Raw genomic sequence first — 23,157 nt, 5'->3', positions numbered from 1 at the left:
AAAGCCCCCTACTAAAAAATAAGAGTATATTATAATATCAAAAATTTGAAAATATTTGATTTTACATTGAAAGAATTTTTAAAATTTTATCTAAAGTCATTCTTGCTTTTAATTAAAGCTTCGTATCCATAAATCTCTCCAGTTCTTATATTAACAATAGGTTGATATAAAAAGTACAGTTTCTCTATAATATCTTCTACTTCTGTCATAAGTAATAAACTCCCTTTTAATTACATCTTTTAAAAGTGTAGTACTAAAAAGTTAAATTATTTTTAAGAAAAAATTAACGTTTTTTAATATATATGTTGATTTTTAATTGTGCTAAAATTTTACTTAAGGAAATTAAGAGGAGGTATAAATGAAAGATTTTTTCAGAAAAAGAAATTATAATCAGATAGATAATACAAAACTAAAAAGAAGTCTTGGTTTATGGGATTTAGTCTTTATAGGAGTAGGTGGGATCATAGGAGCTGGTATCTTTGTTATTACAGGGCAGGCAGCAGCTACCTATGCTGGTCCAGGTATAATTTTATCGTTTATACTTTCTGCAATTGCAATTGGTATAACTGCTTTGGTTTATGCAGAGTTTAGTTCAGCATTTCCTGTTTCTGGTAGTGCTTACAGTTATACATACGCTACATTGGGAGAGGTAATAGCTTGGCTTGTTGCTTGGAATATCTTACTTGAATACGGCGTAGCAGCTGCGGCAGTTGCAACAGGTTGGTCTGGCTACTTAAGAACATTTTTGGAAAATAACTTTGGTTTTAAACTTCCTATAGAGTTTAGTGGTGCATTTGACCCATCAAAAGGGACAGTTGTAGACTTATTTGCATTTTTAGGTTTACTTGGGGTTTTTACTTTATTAACCATAGGTATAAAAGAGAGTGCGAGGGTTAACTTTTTTATAGTCCTTCTTAAGATTACTATCTTGATAGTTTTTATATTTATTGGAATAAAGTACGTAAAACTTGAAAATATAACATCTAACTTCCTTCCTTATGGGTTGGAGGGTGTCTGGACTGCTGCATCTTTGATAGTTTTTGCGTATCTTGGTTTTGATGCAGTATCAACGCTGGCAGAAGAAACAAAAGACCCACAAAAAACCCTCCCAAAAGGTCTAATACTATCCTTAGGTATAAGTACTTTTCTATACATAGCGGTTTCTTTTATACTGGTTGGTATACTTCCGTATTACTCTTACAAAGATAAACCTGACTCTCTTGCATACGCTATGTATCAAGTAAATGAAAAATGGGTTGCAGATTTTATTTCTATAGGAGCTGTAATCACAATAACAAGTGTCATGATAGTTATGGGTCTTGGATTTACAAGAGTGTTATACTCACTGGCAAGAGATGGACTTTTCTTTAAAACCTTTGCAGACATACATCCAAAATTTAACACACCTTATAAAGCTTCTATGTTAGGAGGAGCTCTCTTGTCTGTTTTGGCTGGATTTTTACCTTTGCAAATACTTGCTGAAATGGTAAATATAGGAACACTTTTTGCTTACTTTATGGTAGGAGTTGCTGCGATCGTTATAAGAAATAGACCAGATATAAAACCTATTTTTAAAGTCCCTTATCCAAACCTACTACTGCCTTTAAACCTTATCTTCCTAATGTTTATTATGGCTGGATTACCATTTGATACTTGGATGAGATTTTTTATCTGGACAATCATTGGTATTTTAATTTACTTTTCCTATGGCTATAAAAACAGTATTTTAGGAAAAAGTTAAAAAACCTTAACGTAATTTGAATTGTTTTTTAAATTATTTTCTTTAAAATTAAATTATGAATATAGCAGAACTTGTAAAGAAACTAAATACTGATATTGAAAAAGGTTTAGCCGAAGAGGAAAGTAAAAGAAGATTAAAGATATACGGTTATAACACTATAAAAGAAGAAGATCGTTTTTCTGATTTAAAACTTTTTATAAATCAGTTTAAAAATCCTTTTATTCTACTACTTCTGTTTGCTTCTTTAATATCTTACATTTTAGGAGACAAGTTTGAATCTTTGATAATAGTCCTTATCTTATTTCTTGGTGGAGTAGTTGACTTTTTTCAAGAAAGGTCAGCTCATAAAACAATTGAAAGTCTCAGGTCTTTAGTAAAAGTTAAAGCAACAGTAATAAGAAGTGGTCAAAAAAAGGATGTACCCATTGAAGAGATAGTTGTTGGTGATATAGTGCTACTTACAGCTGGGGATATTGTTCCAGCTGACTGTATAATTGTAGAGTCAAAAGATTTATTTGTAAATGAGTCTATTTTAACAGGAGAATCCTACCCTGTTGAAAAGCAAAATGGAGATAAAGTCTACAGAGAAAGTTATGTAGTAAGCGGTTTTGCAAAGGCTTTATGTACAGCTACGGGAAAAGATACAGAGTTTGGAAAAATTGCGTCTAAATACAGTCAATTAAAATATGAAACTGACTTTGAAAGAAATTTAAGAAGATTTGGTTATCTTCTAACGGAAATAGCCTTTGTTTTAATATTGATTGTTTTCTTTGTAAACGTTTACTTCCATAGACCTGTTGTTGAATCATTTTTATTTGCTTTATCTTTATCAATAGGAATAACTCCTACCCTTCTTCCTGCTATCGTTACTGTTGCCCTTTCTGTTGGTGCAAAGAAAATGGCTGGTAAAAAGGTTGTAGTAAAAAGGTTAATTTCTATAGAAAACTTTGGAAGTATGAATGTTTTATGCAGTGATAAAACAGGTACAATTACCCAAGGAATTATGAAATTAGCATCATACAAAGATTTAAACAACAAAAAAAGTGAGAAATTATTATTACTTGCTTATCTTAATGCTTACTTTCAAACTGGATTTAAAAATCCGATAGATGAAGCCTTAATCTCTTACAAGAGTTTAGATATTGAGGCTTATAAAAAGTTAGACGAAATCCCATACGACTTTAACAGGAAAAGACTTTCAATATTTGTAAAGACTCCTGATAGTAAAAACCTTTTAATAACAAAGGGAGCTGTTAAAAACATTCTACAGGTTTGTGAGTTTGTTGAAATAAATGACAAAGTAAGCCCATTAACAGATGAATATAAAGAAAAAATTTTAAACAGTTTAGAAGATTTTTCTAAAGAAGGTTATAGAGTTTTAGCAGTAGCTTATAAGTTTATTGATAAAGATTTAATAGATTTTTCAGATGAGTCAAAAATGATATTTTTAGGATTTTTAATATTTGAAGACCCACTTAAAGAAGATGTTTTATATACTATAAATATGCTGAAAGAGAAAGGTATAAAGCTGAAAATTTTAACAGGTGATAACAGATTTGTTGCAAAACACATAGGAGAGAGGTTAAACTTAAATAACGTTTTAACTTCAGAAGATTTACATAACATTCATCCAGATGCTCTGGTTAAGGTTGTAGAAAAGTATGATATATTTGCAGAGCTTACTCCTTCTCAGAAAGAGGATATAATACAAGCTTTAAGAAAAGGAGGAAACGTTGTAGGTTATATCGGAGATGGTGTTAACGACGTTCCACCTATGAAATCAGCTGACGTGTCAATCTCTGTAGACAACGCAGTTGACATAGCAAAAGAGTCAGCCGACATAGTCTTGCTGGAAAAAAGTTTAAAAGTTCTTTTAGATGGTGTGTTAGAAGGAAGAAAAGCGTTTATAAACACTTTAAAATACATATTTATGCAAACGAGTTCAAACTTTGGAAATATTTTCAGTATGGCTGGAGCTTCCTTTATTATACCATTCTTACCACTTTTACCAAAGCAGGTTTTAGCGTCTAACTTTTTGACAGACTTTGCCATTATAACAATACCAAACGATAATGTAGATGAAGACTGGATAAACACTCCAAAAAAGTGGGATTTTAACTTTATAAAAAGTTTTATGGTTATATTTGGTTTAATTAGCTCAATTTTTGATTATATAACTTTTGGAGTCTTACTTTTTATATTTCATCTTTCTCCTGAGTATTTTAGAAGTGGATGGTTTGTTGAAGCAATGCTTACTCAACTTTTAGTTATGATAATTTTAAGGACAAAAAGTAGATTTTACAAATCCAAGTCAAGTAAATACTTAACTTTTTCTATAATTGCTATAATTTCTTTTACGTTTATTATTCCTTACACACCACTTGGAGAGATTTTAGAAATAAAGTCACTGCCTTTAAATATTATAGCGTTGATTCTACTTATTGTTTTTGTTTACATAGTGGTTGTTGAGTTTGTAAAGTTGAAGTTTTACAGAATTATGAAAGTGTAAATTATTTAACCCCCCATAAAGGGGGATATAGATTATTTTATTATTGGAAGAAATTCTACTTCGTTTTCTTTTACAGCTTCTTGAACATTTTGAGAGATTTTGTAAGCACAGAAAGAAGGTCCGCACATAGAACAGAACTTAGCAGATTTAAATCCTTCTTGAGGCAATGTTTCGTCGTGGTATTTTCTTGCCGTTTCTGGGTCTATTGCAAGCTCAAACTGTCTTTCCCAGTCAAAGTTATACCTTGCTCTTGACATTTCATCATCCCATTCTTTAGAACCTTTTCTGTGTCTTGCAAGGTCAGCTGCGTGAGCTGCTATTTTGTATGCAATCAATCCTTGTTTTACATCTTCAGGATTTGGTAATCCTAAATGCTCTTTTGGTGTTACGTAGCAAAGCATAGCAGCTCCGTACCATCCTGCCATTGCTGCTCCAATAGCTGAAGCTATATGGTCATAACCAGGAGCTATATCTGTTACTAACGGTCCAAGTACGTAGAAAGGAGCTTCATGACATAACTCCATCTGTTTTTTGATGTTCATCTCTATTTGATCCATAGGTACGTGTCCTGGTCCTTCTACCATAACTTGAACGTCATGTTCCCAAGCTTTCTTAGTTAGTTCTCCTAAAACTTTTAACTCTGCAAACTGAGCTTCATCTGATGCGTCATTAATACAACCTGGTCTTAATCCATCTCCAAGGGAGAATGTAACGTCATACTTTTTAAATATTTCACAGATTTTGTCAAAGTTTGTGTATAGAGGATTTTGTTTTCCGTGTATTGTCATCCACTGGGCTATGATAGATCCACCTCTTGATACGATACCCATAAGTCTGTGGTTTACAAGTGGTAAAAACTCTCTTAACAGTCCAGCGTGAATAGTCATGTAATCAACACCTTGTTGAGCTTGAAGCTCTATAATATCAAGGATGTCTTGTTCTGTTAGTTTTTCTATACTTCTTACTTCTTGAAGTGCTTGGTATATAGGAACTGTTCCAACAGGTACAGGAGAGTTTTCTATTATAGCCTTTCTTATCTCGTTTAGATTACCACCTGTTGATAAATCCATAACTGTGTCCGCACCATACTTTAGAGCTACTCTTAACTTTTCAAGCTCTGTTTCTATATCAGAAGTGATGGCAGAATTTCCGATGTTTGCATTCACTTTACACTTTGCAGCGATACCTATTGCCATAGGTTCAAGGTTTATATGGTTGATGTTAGCAGGTATAACCATTCTTCCCGTTGCCACTTCTTCTCTAACAAGCTCAACTGGAAGGTCTTCTCTCTTTGCAACGTATTCCATTTCTTCTGTGATTATACCCTGACGTGCATAGTGCATTTGTGTGACGTTTTTTTGACCTATACGTTTTGATACATATAACCTCATAATAAAACCTCCAAGTGTAGTTTTTAAATGCCTGCTTTAAGGAAGGTGGCTTGGAGGTTTTTCCACGCCCGCTTCCCTACGGCAGGATTACCTGCGTCAGGTTCAAGGGGTATACTCTCAGGCTATCCATAAAACGGATAACCACCCCCGCGGTACTTGTTGCAAATAAATATATAACTATGTTATAAATGTTTCAAGTTAATTTATATGTAAAAAGTCATAAATACAAAATAAAGAGGTAAAAAATTATGCCATACATTGTAAGAGTAAGACAGAAATTTAACGCAGCTCACTTTCTAACCAACTATCACGGAAAACCTGAACCATTGCACGGTCATACTTGGATGGTAGAACTTTACATAAAAGCAGATACATTAGACAACGGAGGAATGGGCTACGACTTTTTAGAAATACAAGATTTACTTAAGGAAATACTTCCTGATTACAAATGTATGAACGATATATATGACTTTTCTCCGAGTGCTGAAAATGTAGCAAAGTACATTTACGACCAAGTTAAGAAAAAGTATCCAACACTTGTTAAAGTTGTAGTGTGGGAAACAGAAGAAGGAGGAGCTGAGTACTACGAAGAGTAAACTTCAGCCAGTGCAAGAGCTCCGTAAGCACCACTCCAGCTTCCAAGTTTAGCAGAGTTAATATGTAAATCTCTAAGTGGAAGAGGGAATACCAGTTTCTCAACTTTACTTTTAGTAAGAGTTAAAACGTCTGAATAGTTTTCAATAATTCCACCAGAAAGTAAAACTGTATCTGGATTAAAAATGTGAGCGATGTTCATTATACCTATTGCAAGGTAATCTGTGAAAATTTCAAAAGTTTGGATAGCCTTATCATCGTTTTGTTTTGCAAGGTTTATAATCTCAAAGGAGCTCCTTTTCTCTTCAGAGATTAGACAGTAGAGTCTTTCAAGCCCATAAGAAGATACATAACTCTCTAAACAGCCTTTTCTTCCACAGTGGCACAAAAATCCATCTTTTTCAACAGTTATATGACCTATCTCCATAGCACTTCCTGACACGCCAGAAAATATCTTTCCGTCTATTACCAATCCACCACCAAGACCAGTTCCCAATGTTAGACAAACCAAGACTTTACTACCTTTACCATTACCGTAAACGTACTCTCCAAAAGCTGCAACGTTTGCATCATTTTCTATAAAAACTTCAATGTTAAACTCTTTTTCTATAAACTCTTTAAGATTTAACCCTTCTAAAAATTTAAGATTTGGAGAGTTTGTTAAAAGACCAGTTTTTTTATCAACAAGCCCTGCTATAGCAATTCCAATCTTATTAGGATTATACTTTTTAACAACTTCTCTTAAATTTTCTAAAAAAGACTCTTTTTTTTGAATTTCCTTAACTGCTATCTTTTCTGTTTTGATTTCACCATTTTCTTTAAAAGCAACCTTTAAAAATGTCCCACCAATGTCTATACCTAAAAATCTCTCCATTTTTCAATCCTTTTAAAAATATTTCAAAAAAATGCGATAATAATATTATAAGACTATCAGGAGGCAAGATTATGTCTTTACTCGGAATTTTATCAACAGCAGGACAGAGCTTACTAACATTTCAAAGAGGTATAAACTCAACAAATAAAAATATATCTAACGTTACAACAGAAGGTTATAACAGAGAGATTCCTGTTTTCCAAGACCTTCCAAGAAGTGGCGTTTTTATGAATAAGATAATCCGAGTTTTTGACCAGTCTCTTTTTAATAGGTCTATTGAGCTAAACCAACAACTAAACTCTAATAACTCTTACTCTGAAATTTTATCTACAGTAGAAAATCTGTTTAACGATGCTTTAGAAAGTGGTTTTTCAACAGATTTAAATAACTTTTTCAATTCAATAAACGACATGCTTATAAAACCTGACGATATAGCAGCAAGGTCTCAGTTTTTGGCAAACGCACAGACTTTAATAGGAAAAATAAGAAGTATAAACGATAGCTTAGACAATCAAAAACAAGATATTACTTTAAAAGTAAGAGACCAGATAACACAGATAAATCAAATAACAGACCAACTTGCAAAACTAAACCAGACAATAAAAACAAAAACGTTAGATATTGAAGCAAATAACGAGTATTTAAACGAAAGGGACAAACTTATAAAACAGCTAAGTGATTTAATAGATACTAAAGTTGTGTTTAACGAAGATAACACTGTAAACGTATTTACAGCAAAAGGATACGGACTTGTAGTAGGCATACAAAACACACCTTTATCTTTTGAAACAGATACAAATGGTAATCCAATAGTAAAATGGAATGGTGTAGCTGATATAACAAACGAGATTCAAAACGGTCAATTAGGAGGAAATCTAAAAGGAATTAGGTCAATAAACGACCAATTAAATAAACTCAATGACTTTACAACAGTTTTTGCAACAGTTTTTAACAAAGTCCACAGAAAAGGCTATGGACTTGATGGAAGTACAGGTTTAGACTTTTTTACAATAGACCCATCAAAATCTTCCACTAAAATAGATGCTTCAAACATATACTTAAACATTACAGACCCAAAACAGATAGCACTTGCACAAGATAATACATATCTCAACTCAGATAACACAAACGGTAAAGACCTGTTGGGTTTAAAAAATAACATAAGAGTATTGTATACAAACCCATCTCAGCCAGTTTTAACACCTGCGGAAGAATCTGCTTTACAGTCTTCTCTTAACGATTCTAACAATTATACCTATATAAGAGACCATACATTGGCAGAGTTTTACAACACGAAGTTGGTTGCAGACTTATCTTCAACATCTTCCTATGTAAAACAACAGCAACAAAATAACAAGTATCTATACGATGCAATTACAGAAAAGATGAAAAGTATAACTGGCGTAAACATGGATGAAGAGCTTATTAACTTAACAAAACTCCAAAGGTCTTATCAGGCTTCTGCAAGAGTAATAACAGTTACAGATGAGCTTATGCAAACTGTATTAAACCTTGTAAAATAGTTAAAAATTTTTAAAATTTACACGATAATAAAATAAAGAATAAACCTTTTAAAAGAGGTATGATATGAGAATTACTGATTTATTAAAATATGACAACTACATAAAAAACGACCAAATAAGACAAAATGAGATAGAAAAGTATAGTAAACAAATATCTACAGGTAAAAAACTACTTTCTCCTTCCGATGACACTGTAGCAACTGTTAGCGCACTTCGTTTAAAAACTATAAATCAGGATATAGAAAGATACGGCAGAAATATGGATTTTGTCCTTAATGTATTAGATTCTGCAGAAACACAGCTTAACTCCATAGTAGAAGCAGGACAAGAGTTAAGAGTAGAGATTGTAAGACTGCTAAACACAGGTGTATTAGATAAAGAAGACGCAAAAGTGTTAAGAGATTACTTTGTAAATATGAAAGATTACATTATAAAACAGGCAAACTTTAAAATAGGAGACACAGCTATATTTGGAGGTGTTAAAACTCAAACTGACCCATTTGCACCAGATGGAACTTACCAAGGTGAAACTACAGAAACAAAAGTACCTGTAGCTCCAGGTGTAGAGCTCAACACTACATTTAACGGAAAGGTTTACTTAGGAGTAAACAACGATACTAACAAAATGATATTAACAGAAACCATAGACAAGATAGTCAATATAATAGACAACGCTATAAGCGGGGTTGGAAGTCTTGGAGATTTAAACACTGCTACCATTAGTGTAAATGGTCAAAATGTAAAACTTTTAGAGGCTTTTGATATTGGCTTAAATACAGTTATGCAGTATAGGTCTGTAATAGGAACTCAAATAAAAACTATACAAGATTTAAAAACAATAAATGACCAAAATAAAGTGTTTAACAACGACCTTATCTCAAAACTTGAAGATACAGAATCAGCAGAGGCTATTACTAACTTACAAAAGGCACAGGTTGCATACCAAGCACTTATATCTGTATTCAACCAAAACAGACAACTATCTTTATTGGACTTTTTTAAGTAATTTAGCTTATTAGCTCTACAGAGCCGTCTTTTACTTTATATATTACGTTAGCCCAGCCTTCTAACTCTTCGTCGTGGGTTGTTATTATAAGTTGTTTTATAAAGTTATTTTCTTTTAGCTCTCCAAAGAGGTCAACAAGCTCTTTCTTCCTTTCATCATCTAAAAATATTGTAGGTTCATCTAATATTAAAAAGTCTGCTTTTTCATTGAGTAGTTTTGCTATGGCAAGTCTTAAAGCAATTGAAAGTGCCACTCTCTGTCCACCACTTAAAGCATCTATGTTTACTTCTACGTTAGAAGATGAGACTGCGTTTGCTGTTAAAACAATATCGTACTTTTCTGAAAACTTAAGGTTAATAAACTGATTAAATCCAAATCTGTTGAATATCTCTTCTGTAATTTTGGGAAGGTTGTATATAGCGTTTTCTTTTAAGAGTTTTTGTATCTGATCAATAGCATTTTCTACTTTGTAGTACTTTTTAACTTTTTCTGATATCTGGGTTATTTTTTCTTCTTGTTCTTGAGCTTTTTTTAATGTGTCTTCTAATATACTTTTTTGACCTTGCAGGTGTCCAAATTGCTGATTTTTTTCTGATATTTCTTTATTTTTTTCTTCTATTTGAGTTTTTATCTTTTCTCTTTCCTCTTGAATGGTTTTAATGTCTAAATTTTGTAATTTATTTTTTGTTTCCTGTAGCTGTTTTTCTAATTGGTTTTTAGTATTCTCGCTCTCTTGTAGTTGATTTTTTAAAATGTCTTCTTCGTTTATTTTAGGCAGAAGCTGATTATATCTATCTTTGTAAGGTTTTAACTGCTGAATTTGTTGGCTAATTTGAGAAATTTCTTGCTTTATCTGTACTGGTTCAACTTTTAAACCTATGTTTTCTATATCTTTTAAGATTGTGTTTTTTTCTTCTATTAGATTTGTTTTAATTTCTTTAAGGTTTTCTTGTAGTATTTTTTGGTAGTATCCAAAGTCTTGTGTGTGAGCTGATATAAACTTTTCTATCTCATCCTTTTGGAGTTTTAACTGGTCTAAGTCCTTTATTTGGTGTTGTTTTGCTTTTAGTTTTGCTGTGTAAGTTGATATTTCGTTTTCTACTTCTTTAATACTGTCGTATATGGGTTTTAGCTGGTTAAGGAGCTGTTCTATCTCTTTTTGTTTTTTTAACTCTTCTTCTATCTCTTTTTGTTTCTGGGAGAGCTGTTTATGTTTAACTCTTTTTTCTTCTAATACTTTGTTTATTTCGTTTATAAGTTCTTGTTTTTGATGTTCTTCTAGGGGTCTTCCACAGGTTGGACAATCGCCTTGAATTGAGGACAGATTTGATAATCTTTCTTTCAGCTGTTTGCCTTCGGCTTCTATACTTGTTTTCTCTTGCTTAATTATATCAAGCTCATTTGTAAGGTATTCTATCTTGAATTTGTTTTGGTTTATATGCTCGTTTACCATGTGTGGATTTAAGAACAGTTGCTGAAATTTTGAATAATACTGTAATAACTGTTTTACAATTTGATCGTACTTTTGTTTTTTTATTTGAAGGTCTTTTTGTTTTTCTGTTATAAGTTTCTCAATCTGTCCAATCTCTCCCTTAATGTTTTCCAACTTGATAATTTCTTGGGATAGTTGTATAAGGTTTTGTTGTTTTTCTATAATCTGCTGATAAATAGGCTGGAATTTTTGTTTAAAGTCTATCTTTTGCTGAATTTCTTCTAAATCTTTCTCTATCTGGGATAATCTAATGTAAAGATTTTCTAATTTTTGTAGCTTATTATAAAGTTCTTCAAGGTCTTGGAGTTGTATAACTTTTTTCTGTAATTCTGGAAGCTGTTGTTTTATGTTCTGTATTTCTACAAGTTTTTTGTTTATCTCTTGTATTTTTTGGTTTATATTGTTAAGGTTTGCTTGTATTAGTTTTTTTTCATTTTCTAACTGGTTATATAGGATTATTTTATCTTCTATCTGTTTTAACTCTTGGTCTAAATTTTGTTTTTGATGGTTTAGTTGGTTTAAGATAGTCTCTAACTGGTTTATCTGGTCTGTTATTACTTGTATCTGGTCTGTTATTGCTTGTTTGTCTATTTTTTCTGATTTTAGTATATCTAACTGTTTTTCATAATTTTTTCTTTTATCTGCGTACTTTTCTAATAGTTTAGCGTAAAGGTGAAGGTCTAAGATTTCTTCAATTGTTTTTTCTCTGTCTGATGGTTTTTGTTTTATAAAGCCTTCTATCTCTCCTTGTCTTATTAAGACTGAGTTTAAAAATGTTTTTTCTGATATACCAGTTATTTTAGGAAGCTCTTGTTTTAGGTTTTTTTGTCTTTCCAATATTGTTCTACCATTTTCTACTTTGTAAAGTAGTGAGGTTGAGGATACATTTTTACCTTTTTTATCTAACTCTCTAACTATTTTGTAGGTAATGCCGTTTTTTATAAATTCAAGTTCTACTACTGCTTTACTTCTTCCCCATTTGATTAAATCTGCTTGATTTCCTTTAGATGACCTTCCAAAAAGGGCAAACATAATTCCTTCCAAAATAGATGTTTTACCAGAGCCATTTTCTCCTATTATAGCCGTAATACCAGATTGGGAAAACTCTATCTGTGTGTTTTCGTGAGCTAAAAAGTTTTTTAAAGTAAGTCTTGTAAGTATCATTTTCTCACTTCTTTACCTAACTTTTCTTCTACTGATTTTACTTTTCCTTCTATTCTGTTTTCTGTATTTTTTCTTATGTCCATCTTTATAACTGTATAAACTCTGTTGCAGTCTGGTTCAAGTTGTTTATACGCTTGGTTTATTATGTTGAGAGCTTCTTCCATTGTGTTTGTCTCAAAAACTGTTCCCATAGGTGTTAGTTTGTAAGGTACGCCTGAGCTGTCTATCATATTTATTATTCTGCTTACATACTGGCTTACACTTTCTCCTTTATCTGTAGGAAACATTGAAAACTCAACTAAAAATGACATACCTTAACCTCAGGTTGTTTTTTCTAATATTAATTTTACCAGATTCTCTGGCACAGGCATTACACTTAACCTTGGCATTTTTACTAAGTAAAAATCTTTAAATTCTGGCATAGATTTTATCTCTTTTAAAGTTAAAGGTTTTAATCTTTTTAAAGGTTTGATATCTACAACATAAAGATTATTTTCATCTAAGTAAGGATCTGACATAACTTCTCCAAGTCCTACAATAGCTTTTTCGTTTCCTGTATGGTATATAAAAACCTTGTCTGATTTTTTCATACTTTTTATAAACTTTTGGGCAAGCGGGTTTTTGACACCGTTCCAGACTGTTTTACCTTCTCTTTCTAAATCGTCATATGAATACTCTGTAGGCTCTGTTTTGAGTAAATAGTAGTTTTCCATTTTTTAATCCTTAGCAATCTGTTTTAGTATTATAGGTGCTATTAAAGTTGTAAAAGCTACTACAAATATTATAACAGCGTAAAGTAGGTCATCGAACAGTTTTGATTGTTTTCCAAGCTCTGCAAATATTAAACCTACTTCTCCCCGTGGAAGCATTGAAAAACCTATAAGTAGTCTTTCTTTTTTACTTCCTCTTACAAAAAATCCTGATAAAACCTTTCCAAGTATTGCAACCACAAGTAAAACAGTAGAGAGCTTCCAAAATTCTAAAGATGTAAAGTCAATTGCTTTTAAGTTTAAACTAAGTCCTATTGAAACAAAAAATATAGGTGTAAGTATTGCTACAAGAGGGTCTATTGAATGTTCTACTTTTTGTGCCATCTTTTCTTTTTCTTCTATTTTTAAAAACATTGCAAAAGGTATTACAAATCTTCGCGAAAGGGCAAGGCCTACTGTAAATGCCCCTAATATCTCAGGTGATCCAACTTCGTGAGATAAAAACGCAAAAAAGAAAATTAAAGACATTACAGCAACTGGAATAAACTCTTCACTTTTTAACTTTATGGCAAAGATATTAATTAACTTAGCAAGAATTTTAGCTATTATAGGTGCAAGTATGAAGAATGTGGCAATGTAAAAAACCATTGTAAAAATTCCTGCTAAATCAACAGTTCCTTTTTTTGCAAACTCGTAAAGTACTGCTAAAACTATCACTCCAAAAATATCGTCTAACACAGCTGCGGCTAAAACTATCTGAGCAAATCTTTGATTCATCTTACCAAGGTCTGTTAAGACTTTTACTGTGATACCTATACTTGTTGCAGTTAACGTTCCTCCTATAAACAGTGATGTTGCAAGGGGAAGGTTAAAAAGGTAATAACTTATCAGACTTCCAAATACCATTGGAAGAGTAGCTCCTACCGTTGCAACTACAAATGCAGAAATTCCGACTTTTTTAAGTTGGTGAATATCAGCTTCAAGACCTACTTTAAACAAAAGAAGGATTATACCTATCTCTGCTAAGACTTTTATTGCATCGTTTATTTGAATAATACCTAAAACACTTGTTCCAAGTATGATTCCTGCTAAAATCTCACCTAAAACTGACGGAATACCAAACTTATTAAATAAATCTCCTAAAACCCTTCCTACAAATATTATTACTGCTAATGATAAAAACAGATAATGTAAATCCATTATATTTCTCTAAATCTGTTAGTTATTGGCATTCTTCTATCTTTTCCAAAAGCTCTCTCTGTTATTTTTATACCTATTGGAGACTGTCTTCTTTTATACTCGTTTGCATCTATCAGTTTTACAATCTTTTTAACTGTTTTTTCGTCAAATCCAGCTTTTATAATCTCTTCTACAGAGTAATCTTGTTCTACGTACATTTTTATTATCTCATCTAAGATATGGTAAGGTGCAAGCTCTGCTTCGTCTGTTTGGTTAGGTCTAAGCTCTGCTGAAGGTGGTTTTGTTAAAACTCTGTCAGGAATAACCTTTGATATGCTGTTTCTATATTCACAAAGCTGATAAACTTTTGTTTTTAAAACGTCTTTTATAACCGCAAAGCCTCCTACCATATCACCGTAAAGTGTTGAATATCCTACACTCATCTCACTTTTGTTTCCTGTTGCAAGGACTATCCAGCCAAACTTGTTAGAAAGAGCCATAAGGATATTTCCTCTTATTCTTGCCTGAAGGTTTTCTTCTGTTGTATCTGGATTTAATCCTTTAAAAATCTCTTTAAATTCGTTTAAGTAAGTCTGAAAAATGTTTGTTATAGGAATGGTAAAAGTTTCTATATTTAAATTTTTAGCAAGCTCAAGGGCATCTTCAATAGACTCTTTTGATGTATAAGGAGAAGGCATAAGCACACCTTTTACGTTTTCACTACCAAGGGCATCTACTGCAATAGTTGCAACTAAGGAGCTGTCTACTCCTCCACTAAGACCTATTACGACTTTTTTAAATCCGTTTTTTGTTATATAGTCCCTAAGTCCTAAAACAAGGGCGTTATACGTGTTTTCTACTTCCGATGTATCAAGGATTATTTTTTGTTCTATGTTGACTATTTTTTCTTTTATCTGATAATCAAGTTTTATAAATTTTACATTTTCTGACCTTTTATATTCAGACCTTAAATTTTTTAGTCTGTTATCTCTTAACTGATATCTAAATATCTCATCTAAATCTATATCTGCAACTATTAAGTCTTCTTCAAAAGACTTTCCTTTAGCAAGGATTTCTCCGTTTGGATTTACAAAAAAGCTGTTTCCATCAAAAACAAGCTCATCCTGTCCACCGACAAGATTTACGTAAGCAATTGATACAAGGTTATCCCTTGACCTAACTTTTAAAAGCTCTTCTCTTTTCTTAACTTTTCCCTCACTGTAAGGTGATGCGTTAATGTTGAAAACAACTTCACAACCTTCCACTGCATAAGTATTTATAGGATTTTCTGGATACCAAATATCTTCACATATAGATACTCCAAACTTATAACCTTCTATCTCAAATACTGTTAACCCATTTCCTTTTTGGAAGTATCTGTTTTCGTCAAAAACTCCATAGTTAGGTAAAAACTGTTTGTGGTATGTGGCGATTATATTTTTATTATGTATAATTGCAGCTGCATTGTATATGTCTTCTTTTTTATCAATAAAGCCAACTATAGCTATTATATCTTCAACATTTTCTGCTATTTTTTTTATGTAATGTAGATTTTTCTCAATAAAGGAAGGCTTTAAAATAAGGTCTTCTGGTGGATATCCTGTTAAAGCAAGTTCTGGGAATGCTATAATATCTACCTGTAAATCTTTAGCTTTTTTTATGTAGTCTAAAATTTTCTGCAGGTTATAGTCAAAATCACCAACAATTGGGTTTATCTGTCCAAGTGCTACTCTAATTTTTCTCAAAGCCTTTTTTTACCTCACTGTAGTTTAGTAAATCCATTTCAGACCCTTTAAAAGCAAGGGCGTATATACCATTTTTTGTCAAAAGGTTTACTATATCTTCACTTAAGTATATTGAAGAAAATACTGGGATAAGTTTTTTATTTTTATACTCTGGGAAGTATTCAAAAAATTTTTTACTACTGATAAATTCTGCAAATTTTATTACATCTTCAGCTCTTGGTTTTGATTTTGTCTCATTTAACACTACAACTTCTTCACAGACTACTATAAAGTCAAACTCTCTTCTTTTACTTTTATCTATAGTATTTTGCTTTTTGACTCTTATACCTTCAAACTCAACATCAACACAGCTAAAATATTTCTGAGCGATAGTTCTTATGTTTGGTGCTACTATATCTTCTACTAAAGTTCCAAGTCTATCACTAATCTCAGCCCATCTCTTGTTTGCAATCTCTTTTTCTTTTTCAAATTTTTCTTCCCACGCTCTTTTTTCTTCTTCTAATTTTTTCAGCCATTCTTGTCTCTCTTTTTCCAGTTTTTCATTCCACTTTTTAAAGTCCTCTTCCAGCTTCCTGTTCCATTCTTCCCAGTCTTTTTTCCTCTCTTCTTCTCTTTGTTTTCTTTCTTCTTCCAGTTTTTTCAGCCACTCTTCCCTGTCTTTCTTTCTTTCTTCTTCTCCTTGTTTTCTTTCTTCTTCCAGTTTTTTCAGCCATTCTTCCCTGTCTTTTCTTCTTTCTTCTTCTCTTTGTTTTCTTTCCTCTTCAAGTTTTTTCAGCCATTCTTCTCTGTCTTTCTTTCTTTCCTCTTCCCGTTGTTTTCTTTCTCTTTCAAATCTTTCGTTCCACTCTAATCGTTCTCTTTCAAAACGTTTTTCCCATTCTCTAAATCTTTCTTTGGTTAGAAGCTCATTTTTAAGCAGTATGTCGTAAACTCTTTCAAAGTTTGCTTCTAAAACTTTTGCTAAATCTTCTACAAGATGTTCAAGTCTATCTACTCTCTCTTCTACAGTAGCCATAGAGTTTACCTCTTAAAGATGATACTTATAAATCTATGATACTGGACTACCTACATCAACCTCTTTATCTACTGTTAAAATAGTTAATCTTTCTCCGTCTTTTGCTGCAAGTAGCATTCCGTGGGACTCTATTCCAAAAATCTTCCTTGGTTTTAAGTTAGCAAGGACTATTACGTACTTACCAATCAGCTCCTGCGGTTTGTAGTACTGTGCTATACCAGATACTATAGTTCTTTCTTCGTCTCCAAGACTTACTTTTAATTTTAGTAGTTTGTCTGATTTTTCAACTTTCTCAGCTTCTAAAACTTTTCCTACTTTCATCTTTATCTTTGCAAAATCATCAATGGTTATGTATTCTTCTTGTTTTACTTCTTGTTTTTCTTCCATTTTCTTCTCCTCTTGCTTAATTTCTATTCTTGGAAATAGTGGTTTTACTTCTTGAATTTTTATGTTAGCTTGCAGTGAAAAAGGTTGTACACTGTTTTTAATTTCAGTGTATCCAAGCATATTTAGAGCTTCTTGAGTCTTTGTAGGCATAAACGGTTTTAACATCCATAAAATAGCGTATATTCCATCAGCCAAAACGTATAAAACAGTTTTTAAATATTCTTTATTTTCTTTGTTTAACTTCCAAGGTTCTACTTTTACTATGTACTTGTTTAGCCAATCTATAAATTGCCATACTTCTTCTAAGGCTCTACTAAACTCTAAATTTGATAGATAGCTATCAAAGTTTTTTAATGTTTTTTCGTAAATATTTTTATACTCGCTTTCTAAACCTGTTAATTGTGTGTAAGGTAGGACATTTCCTTCTTGAAATTTTTGAACCATCGTTAAGCTTCTTGATATTAAGTTTCCAAGGTCGTTGGCAAGGTCAGAGTTTATCCTGTTTACAACTGCTTGATTTGAAAAATCTCCATCAAGTCCAAAAGGCACTTCTCTTAGTAAAAAATATCTCAGTTGGTCAACTCCGTAATCATCTGCAGCTTTAAATGGGTCTACTACATTTCCTAACGACTTAGACATCTTATGTCCTTCTACAGTCCACCAGCCGTGAGCAAAAACTTTTTTAGGTATTTCAATGCCTGCACTCATTAAAAACGCAGGCCAGTAAACTGCGTGGAATCTTAGTATATCTTTACCAACTACGTGAACGTCAGCTGGCCAGAACTTGTTTAAGTTATCAGGATAACCTACAGCTGTAAGGTAGTTTGTTAAAGCATCAAACCAGACGTATATCGTGTGGCTTTCATCAAAAGGAACTGGGATGCCCCACCAAACTCTCTCTCTTTTCCTTGAAACAGATAAATCTTTTAATCCTTGCTTTACAAATGATACAACTTCGTTTTTTCTAAACTCTGGCTGGATAAAATCTGGATTTTTTTCATAAAACTCAAGTAATTTATCAGTATACTTAGACAATCTAAAGAAATAACTTTCCTCTTTAACTTTTTCACATGGTTTTAAATGGATAGGACATTTATAGTCGTAATCTTTTATCTCTGTCTCTGTTTTAAACTCTTCACAACCTACACAGTAGTAGCTTTCATACTCTGCTAAGTATATATCTCCATTTTCATAACATTTTTGGAAAATATGTTGAACTGCCTTTATGTGGTCTGGGTCTGTTGTCCTTATAAATCTATCGTAAGATATATTTAACTTTTCCCAAAGATTTTTAAAAGATAGATGGGTCTTGTCAGCTAAATCTTTTGGATGGATACCTTTTTCTTCAGCTACTTTTTGGATTTTTTGCCCGTGTTCATCAGTCCCTGTTAGAAAGAATGTATCTATTCCTTTTTGTCTGTAATACCTTGCCATAACATCACAGGCAATAGTTGTATAGGCATGTCCTAAATGTGGTACGTCGTTGACGTAGTAGATAGGTGTTGTTATATAAAATTTACTCAGCATTTTCACCTCTTGTAAGGATTTTATAAAATTATAACAAAAAATGGTAATACAATTAATTAAAAGGGAAAAATTTACACTAAATCTGAAAAATTTTTCTAAAGAACCTTTATCGACAAATTTAAGATTAAATTTTTTCAAAAAAACGACGATAATATAATGAATGAATTTTAAATTGTGAGGTTATATGTTTTTAAAAGATACAGCACAAAACTTTGAGCTTTTATGTAAAATAATAGATAACTCTCCAGATATTATTTTTACGATAGATTTAAACGGTAAAATCCTTTATGTAAATGAATCTTTTACAGAAATTTTAGGCTACAGTAAAGAAGAGGTTATAGGAAGACATATACGAGAAATTGCAACAGAAGAAAGTATTTATAACGCTTGTATGATATCTGTGAAATCAACTGGAAAATGTTTAGACCAAGAGACTGTTTTTAGAAGGAAAGACGGAACACTGGTTCATGTAGTTAAAAACGTAAATGCCCTTTACAATGAAAAGGGAGATATAGAGTATCTTATAGTAAATGCAAGAGACTTAACTCATTTAGATAATATAAACAAGCAACTTCAGAGACTCAAAACATATTTAGAAAAAAGGTATGAACTTATATACAGTATTTTCTTGAATATTAGTGATGCAGTTGCTATTTTAGATAAAAATGGTTATTATCTGGAACAAAACAAAGCCCATGAAAATTTAATAGGGTACTCTATCGAAGAACTTATTGGAAAAACTCCTTCTATTCATTTAAAAAAAGAAGACTTAGAAAAAATATTTCAAGAAGTTAAATCCAAAGGTTCTTATTTAGGAGAAATTAGAATCAAAACAAAATCTGGTGAATATAAAGATGTAGAGCTTTTTGCATTTGCTCTATATGACGAAAATGGTGAAATATCAAATATTATTGGAATAAAAAAAGATAAATCTTTAGAAAAACAGTTGATTTATTTAGACAAATTAACTAATCTTCCAAACAGGATTAAGCTTATGGAAGATTTAAAAAATCTAACAGATTATAGAATCCTTGTTATAAACATAGATTCATTTAAAGAGATAAATGATGTTTATGGAGTGGATATAGGTGATAAACTCTTAAATGCTTTAGGAAAAAGATTAAAAGAGATTGCAGAAAAACATAACTTCAACGTTTATAAATTATCTGGTGATGAATTTTTAATACTAATAGACAGATTTTATCCAAAAACTTTCCTTGAATCTTTAGTAAATGAGATTCTTCACCAAGTTCAATCAAAACCTTTCGAAGTTGAAGGATTATCTATAAACTTAGACATTACTATAGGAGCTGCAGAAGGAAGTAAAGACGAAACAAAAGCTTTAGAAAAAGCTGATATGGCCTTAAAGTATGCAAAACAAAATAAGAAAAATTTTGTTTGTTACGATGAAACTTTAAAAATTCAAGAGGTTTATCAAAACAACATATCATGGGTAAGAAATCTAAAAAAAGCTATAGATGAAGATGGATTTTTAGTTTATTATCAGCCTATCTTAAACAATCAAACAAATAAGTTAGGAAAATATGAAAGCCTTATAAGAGTAAAAATAGATGATATGATTTATAGTCCTTATTACTTTTTAGATATTGCTAAAAAATCTAAACTTTATACTGCTATAACAAAAAAAGTGTTCAAAGAAGCTGTAAAGTATGCAACAGATTATGAGATTTCTATAAACTTATCTGTTTTAGACATACTAAACGAGGAAATATCAACTGAAATTATAAAAACTTTAAGGGAAAAAGATTTAAAAATAACCTTTGAGATATTAGAGTCAGAAGGTATTGAAAACTACGAAAATGTATCTGGATTTATAAAAAATGTAAAAAAATTTGGAGCTAAAGTGGCTATAGATGATTTTGGTTCTGGATATTCAAACTTTGCTTACATATTAAAGCTTGACGTAGATTATATAAAGATAGATGCGTCATTAATAAAAAACATACACCAAGATAAAAACTCTCAAATAATAGTAGAAAACATAGTAAACCTTGCAAAAAAATTAGGTATAAAAACAATTGCAGAATTTGTCCACTGTAAAGAAGTTTTTGAAAAAGTAAAAGAGTTAGGTATAGACTACTCTCAGGGTTATTACATAAGTGAACCTAAAGATAAAATTACCGAAAATTTTGATACAGCTTCTTAACTACTTCACTTTTTAAAGTATCTATATCTATGTTTATTCCTTCTGCTATTAATGAAGTAGCACTGTAGCCTTCTAAATTGCAAGGTTTTATAATATTGAATTTTTCAAGGTCTACACTGTGATTTACTGCAACACCGTGAAGAGAATAGCCTTTTGAGTATCTAAACCCTAGCGAAGCTAACTTCCTATTTTCTATGTAAAAACCAGGATTTTTAAAATCGTGATAGATTTTGTCCGACAAAGCTTTAAAGACTTCATCAAAAGATTTTATTACTTTTCTGTAAAATACCTTTGGACTGTTTACCCTAAAAACAAAGTAAAAAATAGGCTGTCCAATTCCATGGAAAGTTATAGAGCCTCCTCTGTCTGTTTTTATTACAGGAACGGGGAAGTTCTCTTCCTTTTCATTCTCTCCTACTGTGTAAACATCATAATGTTGACAGAGTATAAGATAGTTTTCTCCTGATTCTACAGCCTTAGAATGAATAGTTTTCATCTCTTCATAGCCTTCTAAGTAATCTACAATACCTAAATCAATGATTTTAAAACTCATCTAAAGCTTGAAGGTCTCCTCTTTTTTCTTCTGTAATAGTCCATAGGTCTACAACTGGAATATCGTTTCCTTGTAGTTTTCCTTTTGCTTTGTCAATTTTTACCAGTAAAGGTAGTTTTGTCATATTTCCTATTATTATGGCTTCTCCAGGGTTTAAAGATGGAAGGTAGCTCATCAACTCCGAAGATAGAGCTTCACTTGCACTTTGGACGTGTTTTTGGTCTTCTGGTTCAACTAACTTTAAGATAATCATATTATTCATCTGAGACAGTATCTCTTTGTCTAATCCTTTTGGTCTTTGGGTTACTATACACAGTCCCAGTCCAAACTTTCTTCCTTCCCTTGCTATTCTCATCATATAGTATTTTGAGTCTGTATCTATTTTATCTCCTGCAAGAATGTGAGCTTCTTCTACTACTACAAGTATAGGCTTTTCAAGTTTAGAATCTTTTCCTCTTACCGCTTTTTTCCTTTCTTCTAAAGCGTGTTTTAGTATGTTTGACACTATTGCATCTGCTACATCTTCATCTACTTCTGACAGGTCAAATACGTTTATCTTTCCTGCCTGAATGTTTTCTATTAAATCTTTTGCACCTATTTTTATTATGTGGCTAAGCTCATTTTGAGTGTCGTTTAATTTGTTTATAACCTCGTATAATGAGTCTTCTCTTATTTTTCCTTTAATAGGTACGTCATCGTTATCGTCATCTAACCAGCTTTCAAGCTCTTGTTCTAATCTGTAGAAAAACTCATCTGTATTTATCCATCTTTTCCAGTCGTTTCCTTTTTCATCTTGGATTCTCTGTATTACTCTATCAACGGCAATTTTAAAGTATCTAAATTGAACTGTTGCATTGTACTTTATTCCTATAAGTTTTGCAAAATCTCTTATATCAAGGGTAGTTGGGTCAACTACTGGTTTTATTACATTTACAACATTTTTACCATCTCTTTTAAATTCTGATTTTGTATATTCTCCGTGAAAGTCAAATACTACAACTGTTCCTTTTAAGTTAACTATGTTTTCAAGTAAAACTGATACTGTGTTTGACTTTCCAGCTCCTGTAATTGCTAAAATAGCCAGATGTCTTAAAACTATCTGATTTACGTCTATGTAAACAGGGATTTCTTCATCTTCTGCCAGTAGTTTTCCTATTCTTATGTGGCTTTTACTTTTTGCACCAAAGAGTTTTTCTAACACTTTAAGGTCAGGTTTTAAAACTTCTGACGCTGGAAGTGGTGGGACTCTCTGGAGCTGTAAAAAGACTTGGTCTTGGGTCTCTATAATTTCTCCCAATATTTGAATTTCTCCTATTACTTTTGTATCTTTTGCACTTTCTTGAAACAGTCTTTCGTAGTTGTTTATACTTGGTAGGTCTTCTGGAATGTATGTGTTTTTCCTTTGAACGTTTATAACCATTCCAAGTAATTTATTTTCTTTACCGTTTTCTGTGTATCTTAAATTTACAAACTGACCTAACTTTATGGGGTTTTGAGATATAAACATTACTCTGTTTGGGCTTGTAGTTCCTACACAGATGCCTATTTTTTCCATATTTTTAGCCTCTTTGTGAAGTAGT

18 protein-coding genes and 1 riboswitch are annotated in these 23,157 nt (G+C 31.8%); of the genes, 6 read left to right on the top strand and 12 right to left on the bottom strand.

Annotation, left to right across the window (positions count from 1 at the left end; translation table 11 throughout):
* Positions 1–86: 86 nt before the first annotated feature.
* Positions 87–209, bottom strand: coding sequence for an EAL domain-containing protein (locus Q385_RS09550; RefSeq protein WP_156925200.1), 123 nt, complete (start codon positions 207–209; stop codon positions 87–89).
* 149 nt (positions 210–358) lie between these two features.
* On the opposite strand from Q385_RS09550, the gene Q385_RS0104945 reads away from it, so the two are divergent.
* Both Q385_RS0104945 and mgtA read left to right on the top strand, forming a co-directional pair.
* On the top strand, positions 359–1,741 hold the full coding sequence (locus Q385_RS0104945; RefSeq protein ID WP_028950601.1) for an amino acid permease: 1,383 nt from the start codon (positions 359–361) through the stop codon (positions 1,739–1,741).
* Positions 1,742–1,796: 55 nt separating this feature from the next.
* Positions 1,797–4,250, top strand: a complete 2,454-nt coding sequence (gene mgtA / locus Q385_RS0104940; RefSeq protein ID WP_051524401.1) for a magnesium-translocating P-type ATPase — start codon at positions 1,797–1,799, stop codon at positions 4,248–4,250.
* A 32-nt stretch (positions 4,251–4,282) separates the two neighbouring features.
* Here the strand turns inward: mgtA and thiC are convergent, their stop codons facing one another.
* Positions 4,283–5,641: a phosphomethylpyrimidine synthase ThiC gene (thiC, locus tag Q385_RS0104935; protein ID WP_028950599.1), complete on the bottom strand. Its 1,359-nt coding sequence runs from the start codon at positions 5,639–5,641 to the stop codon at positions 4,283–4,285.
* A gap of 55 nt (positions 5,642–5,696) precedes the next feature.
* Positions 5,697–5,800: riboswitch (TPP riboswitch) on the bottom strand.
* Positions 5,801–5,889: 89 nt separating this feature from the next.
* Here thiC and Q385_RS0104930 point away from each other — a divergent pair.
* On the top strand, positions 5,890–6,237 hold the full coding sequence (locus Q385_RS0104930; RefSeq protein ID WP_028950598.1) for a 6-pyruvoyl trahydropterin synthase family protein: 348 nt from the start codon (positions 5,890–5,892) through the stop codon (positions 6,235–6,237).
* On the opposite strand, the gene Q385_RS0104925 is transcribed toward Q385_RS0104930, so the two are convergent.
* A complete protein-coding gene (locus Q385_RS0104925; RefSeq protein ID WP_028950597.1) occupies positions 6,225–7,109 on the bottom strand; it encodes an ROK family protein in 885 nt (294 codons plus the stop codon). The genes Q385_RS0104930 and Q385_RS0104925 overlap by 13 nt on opposite strands.
* Before the next feature lie 71 nt (positions 7,110–7,180).
* On the opposite strand from Q385_RS0104925, the gene flgK reads away from it, so the two are divergent.
* Both flgK and Q385_RS0104915 read left to right on the top strand, forming a co-directional pair.
* Entirely contained in the window at positions 7,181–8,632 is a 1,452-nt protein-coding gene (flgK, locus tag Q385_RS0104920; protein ID WP_028950596.1) for a flagellar hook-associated protein FlgK, read from the top strand.
* A gap of 64 nt (positions 8,633–8,696) precedes the next feature.
* Entirely contained in the window at positions 8,697–9,638 is a 942-nt protein-coding gene (locus tag Q385_RS0104915) for a flagellin N-terminal helical domain-containing protein (RefSeq protein WP_028950595.1), read from the top strand.
* A 1-nt stretch (position 9,639) separates the two neighbouring features.
* Here the strand turns inward: Q385_RS0104915 and Q385_RS0104910 are convergent, their stop codons facing one another.
* The 7 genes from Q385_RS0104910 to metG are packed head-to-tail and all read right to left on the bottom strand — an operon-like array spanning position 9,640 to position 18,881.
* A complete protein-coding gene (locus Q385_RS0104910; protein WP_028950594.1) occupies positions 9,640–12,294 on the bottom strand; it encodes an AAA family ATPase in 2,655 nt (884 codons plus the stop codon).
* The gene (locus Q385_RS0104905) at positions 12,291–12,605 is read right to left on the bottom strand and encodes an MTH1187 family thiamine-binding protein (protein WP_028950593.1); all 315 of its coding nucleotides are present in this window, start codon (positions 12,603–12,605) and stop codon (positions 12,291–12,293) included. The genes Q385_RS0104910 and Q385_RS0104905 overlap by 4 nt, the downstream gene beginning before the upstream one ends.
* Before the next feature lie 9 nt (positions 12,606–12,614).
* Positions 12,615–13,007, bottom strand: coding sequence for an EVE domain-containing protein (locus Q385_RS0104900; protein ID WP_028950592.1), 393 nt, complete (start codon positions 13,005–13,007; stop codon positions 12,615–12,617).
* 3 nt (positions 13,008–13,010) lie between these two features.
* Positions 13,011–14,204, bottom strand: coding sequence for a cation:proton antiporter (locus Q385_RS0104895; protein WP_028950591.1), 1,194 nt, complete (start codon positions 14,202–14,204; stop codon positions 13,011–13,013).
* Entirely contained in the window at positions 14,204–15,928 is a 1,725-nt protein-coding gene (locus Q385_RS0104890) for an NAD+ synthase (RefSeq protein ID WP_028950590.1), read from the bottom strand. The genes Q385_RS0104895 and Q385_RS0104890 overlap by 1 nt, the downstream gene beginning before the upstream one ends.
* Positions 15,915–16,943, bottom strand: a complete 1,029-nt coding sequence (locus Q385_RS09325; RefSeq protein ID WP_051524400.1) for a hypothetical protein — start codon at positions 16,941–16,943, stop codon at positions 15,915–15,917. Before Q385_RS09325 ends, Q385_RS0104890 begins: the two co-directional genes overlap by 14 nt.
* A gap of 33 nt (positions 16,944–16,976) precedes the next feature.
* On the bottom strand, positions 16,977–18,881 hold the full coding sequence (metG, locus tag Q385_RS0104880; RefSeq protein ID WP_281169359.1) for a methionine--tRNA ligase: 1,905 nt from the start codon (positions 18,879–18,881) through the stop codon (positions 16,977–16,979).
* A gap of 160 nt (positions 18,882–19,041) precedes the next feature.
* Here metG and Q385_RS08895 point away from each other — a divergent pair, with 160 nt between their 5' ends.
* Complete coding sequence (locus Q385_RS08895; RefSeq protein ID WP_051524399.1) at positions 19,042–21,024, top strand: EAL domain-containing protein; 1,983 nt, start codon at positions 19,042–19,044, stop codon at positions 21,022–21,024.
* On the opposite strand, the gene lipB is transcribed toward Q385_RS08895, so the two are convergent.
* Together lipB and Q385_RS0104865 are read right to left on the bottom strand one after the other, a co-directional pair.
* Positions 20,996–21,577, bottom strand: a complete 582-nt coding sequence (gene lipB, locus Q385_RS0104870; RefSeq protein ID WP_028950588.1) for a lipoyl(octanoyl) transferase LipB — start codon at positions 21,575–21,577, stop codon at positions 20,996–20,998. The genes Q385_RS08895 and lipB overlap by 29 nt on opposite strands.
* Positions 21,567–23,132 (bottom strand): helicase HerA domain-containing protein, encoded by a 1,566-nt coding sequence (locus tag Q385_RS0104865; RefSeq protein WP_028950587.1) that lies wholly within the window; start codon positions 23,130–23,132, stop codon positions 21,567–21,569. The genes lipB and Q385_RS0104865 overlap by 11 nt, the downstream gene beginning before the upstream one ends.
* Between the last annotated feature and the right edge of the window lie 25 nt (positions 23,133–23,157).

It is taken from the genome of Sulfurihydrogenibium subterraneum DSM 15120, from assembly GCF_000619805.1.
GTDB classification, from domain to species: domain Bacteria; phylum Aquificota; class Aquificia; order Aquificales; family Hydrogenothermaceae; genus Sulfurihydrogenibium; species Sulfurihydrogenibium subterraneum.
The sequence above is the reverse complement of the archived record's forward strand: the minus strand, read 5'-3'. Positions and strand labels throughout refer to the sequence as shown.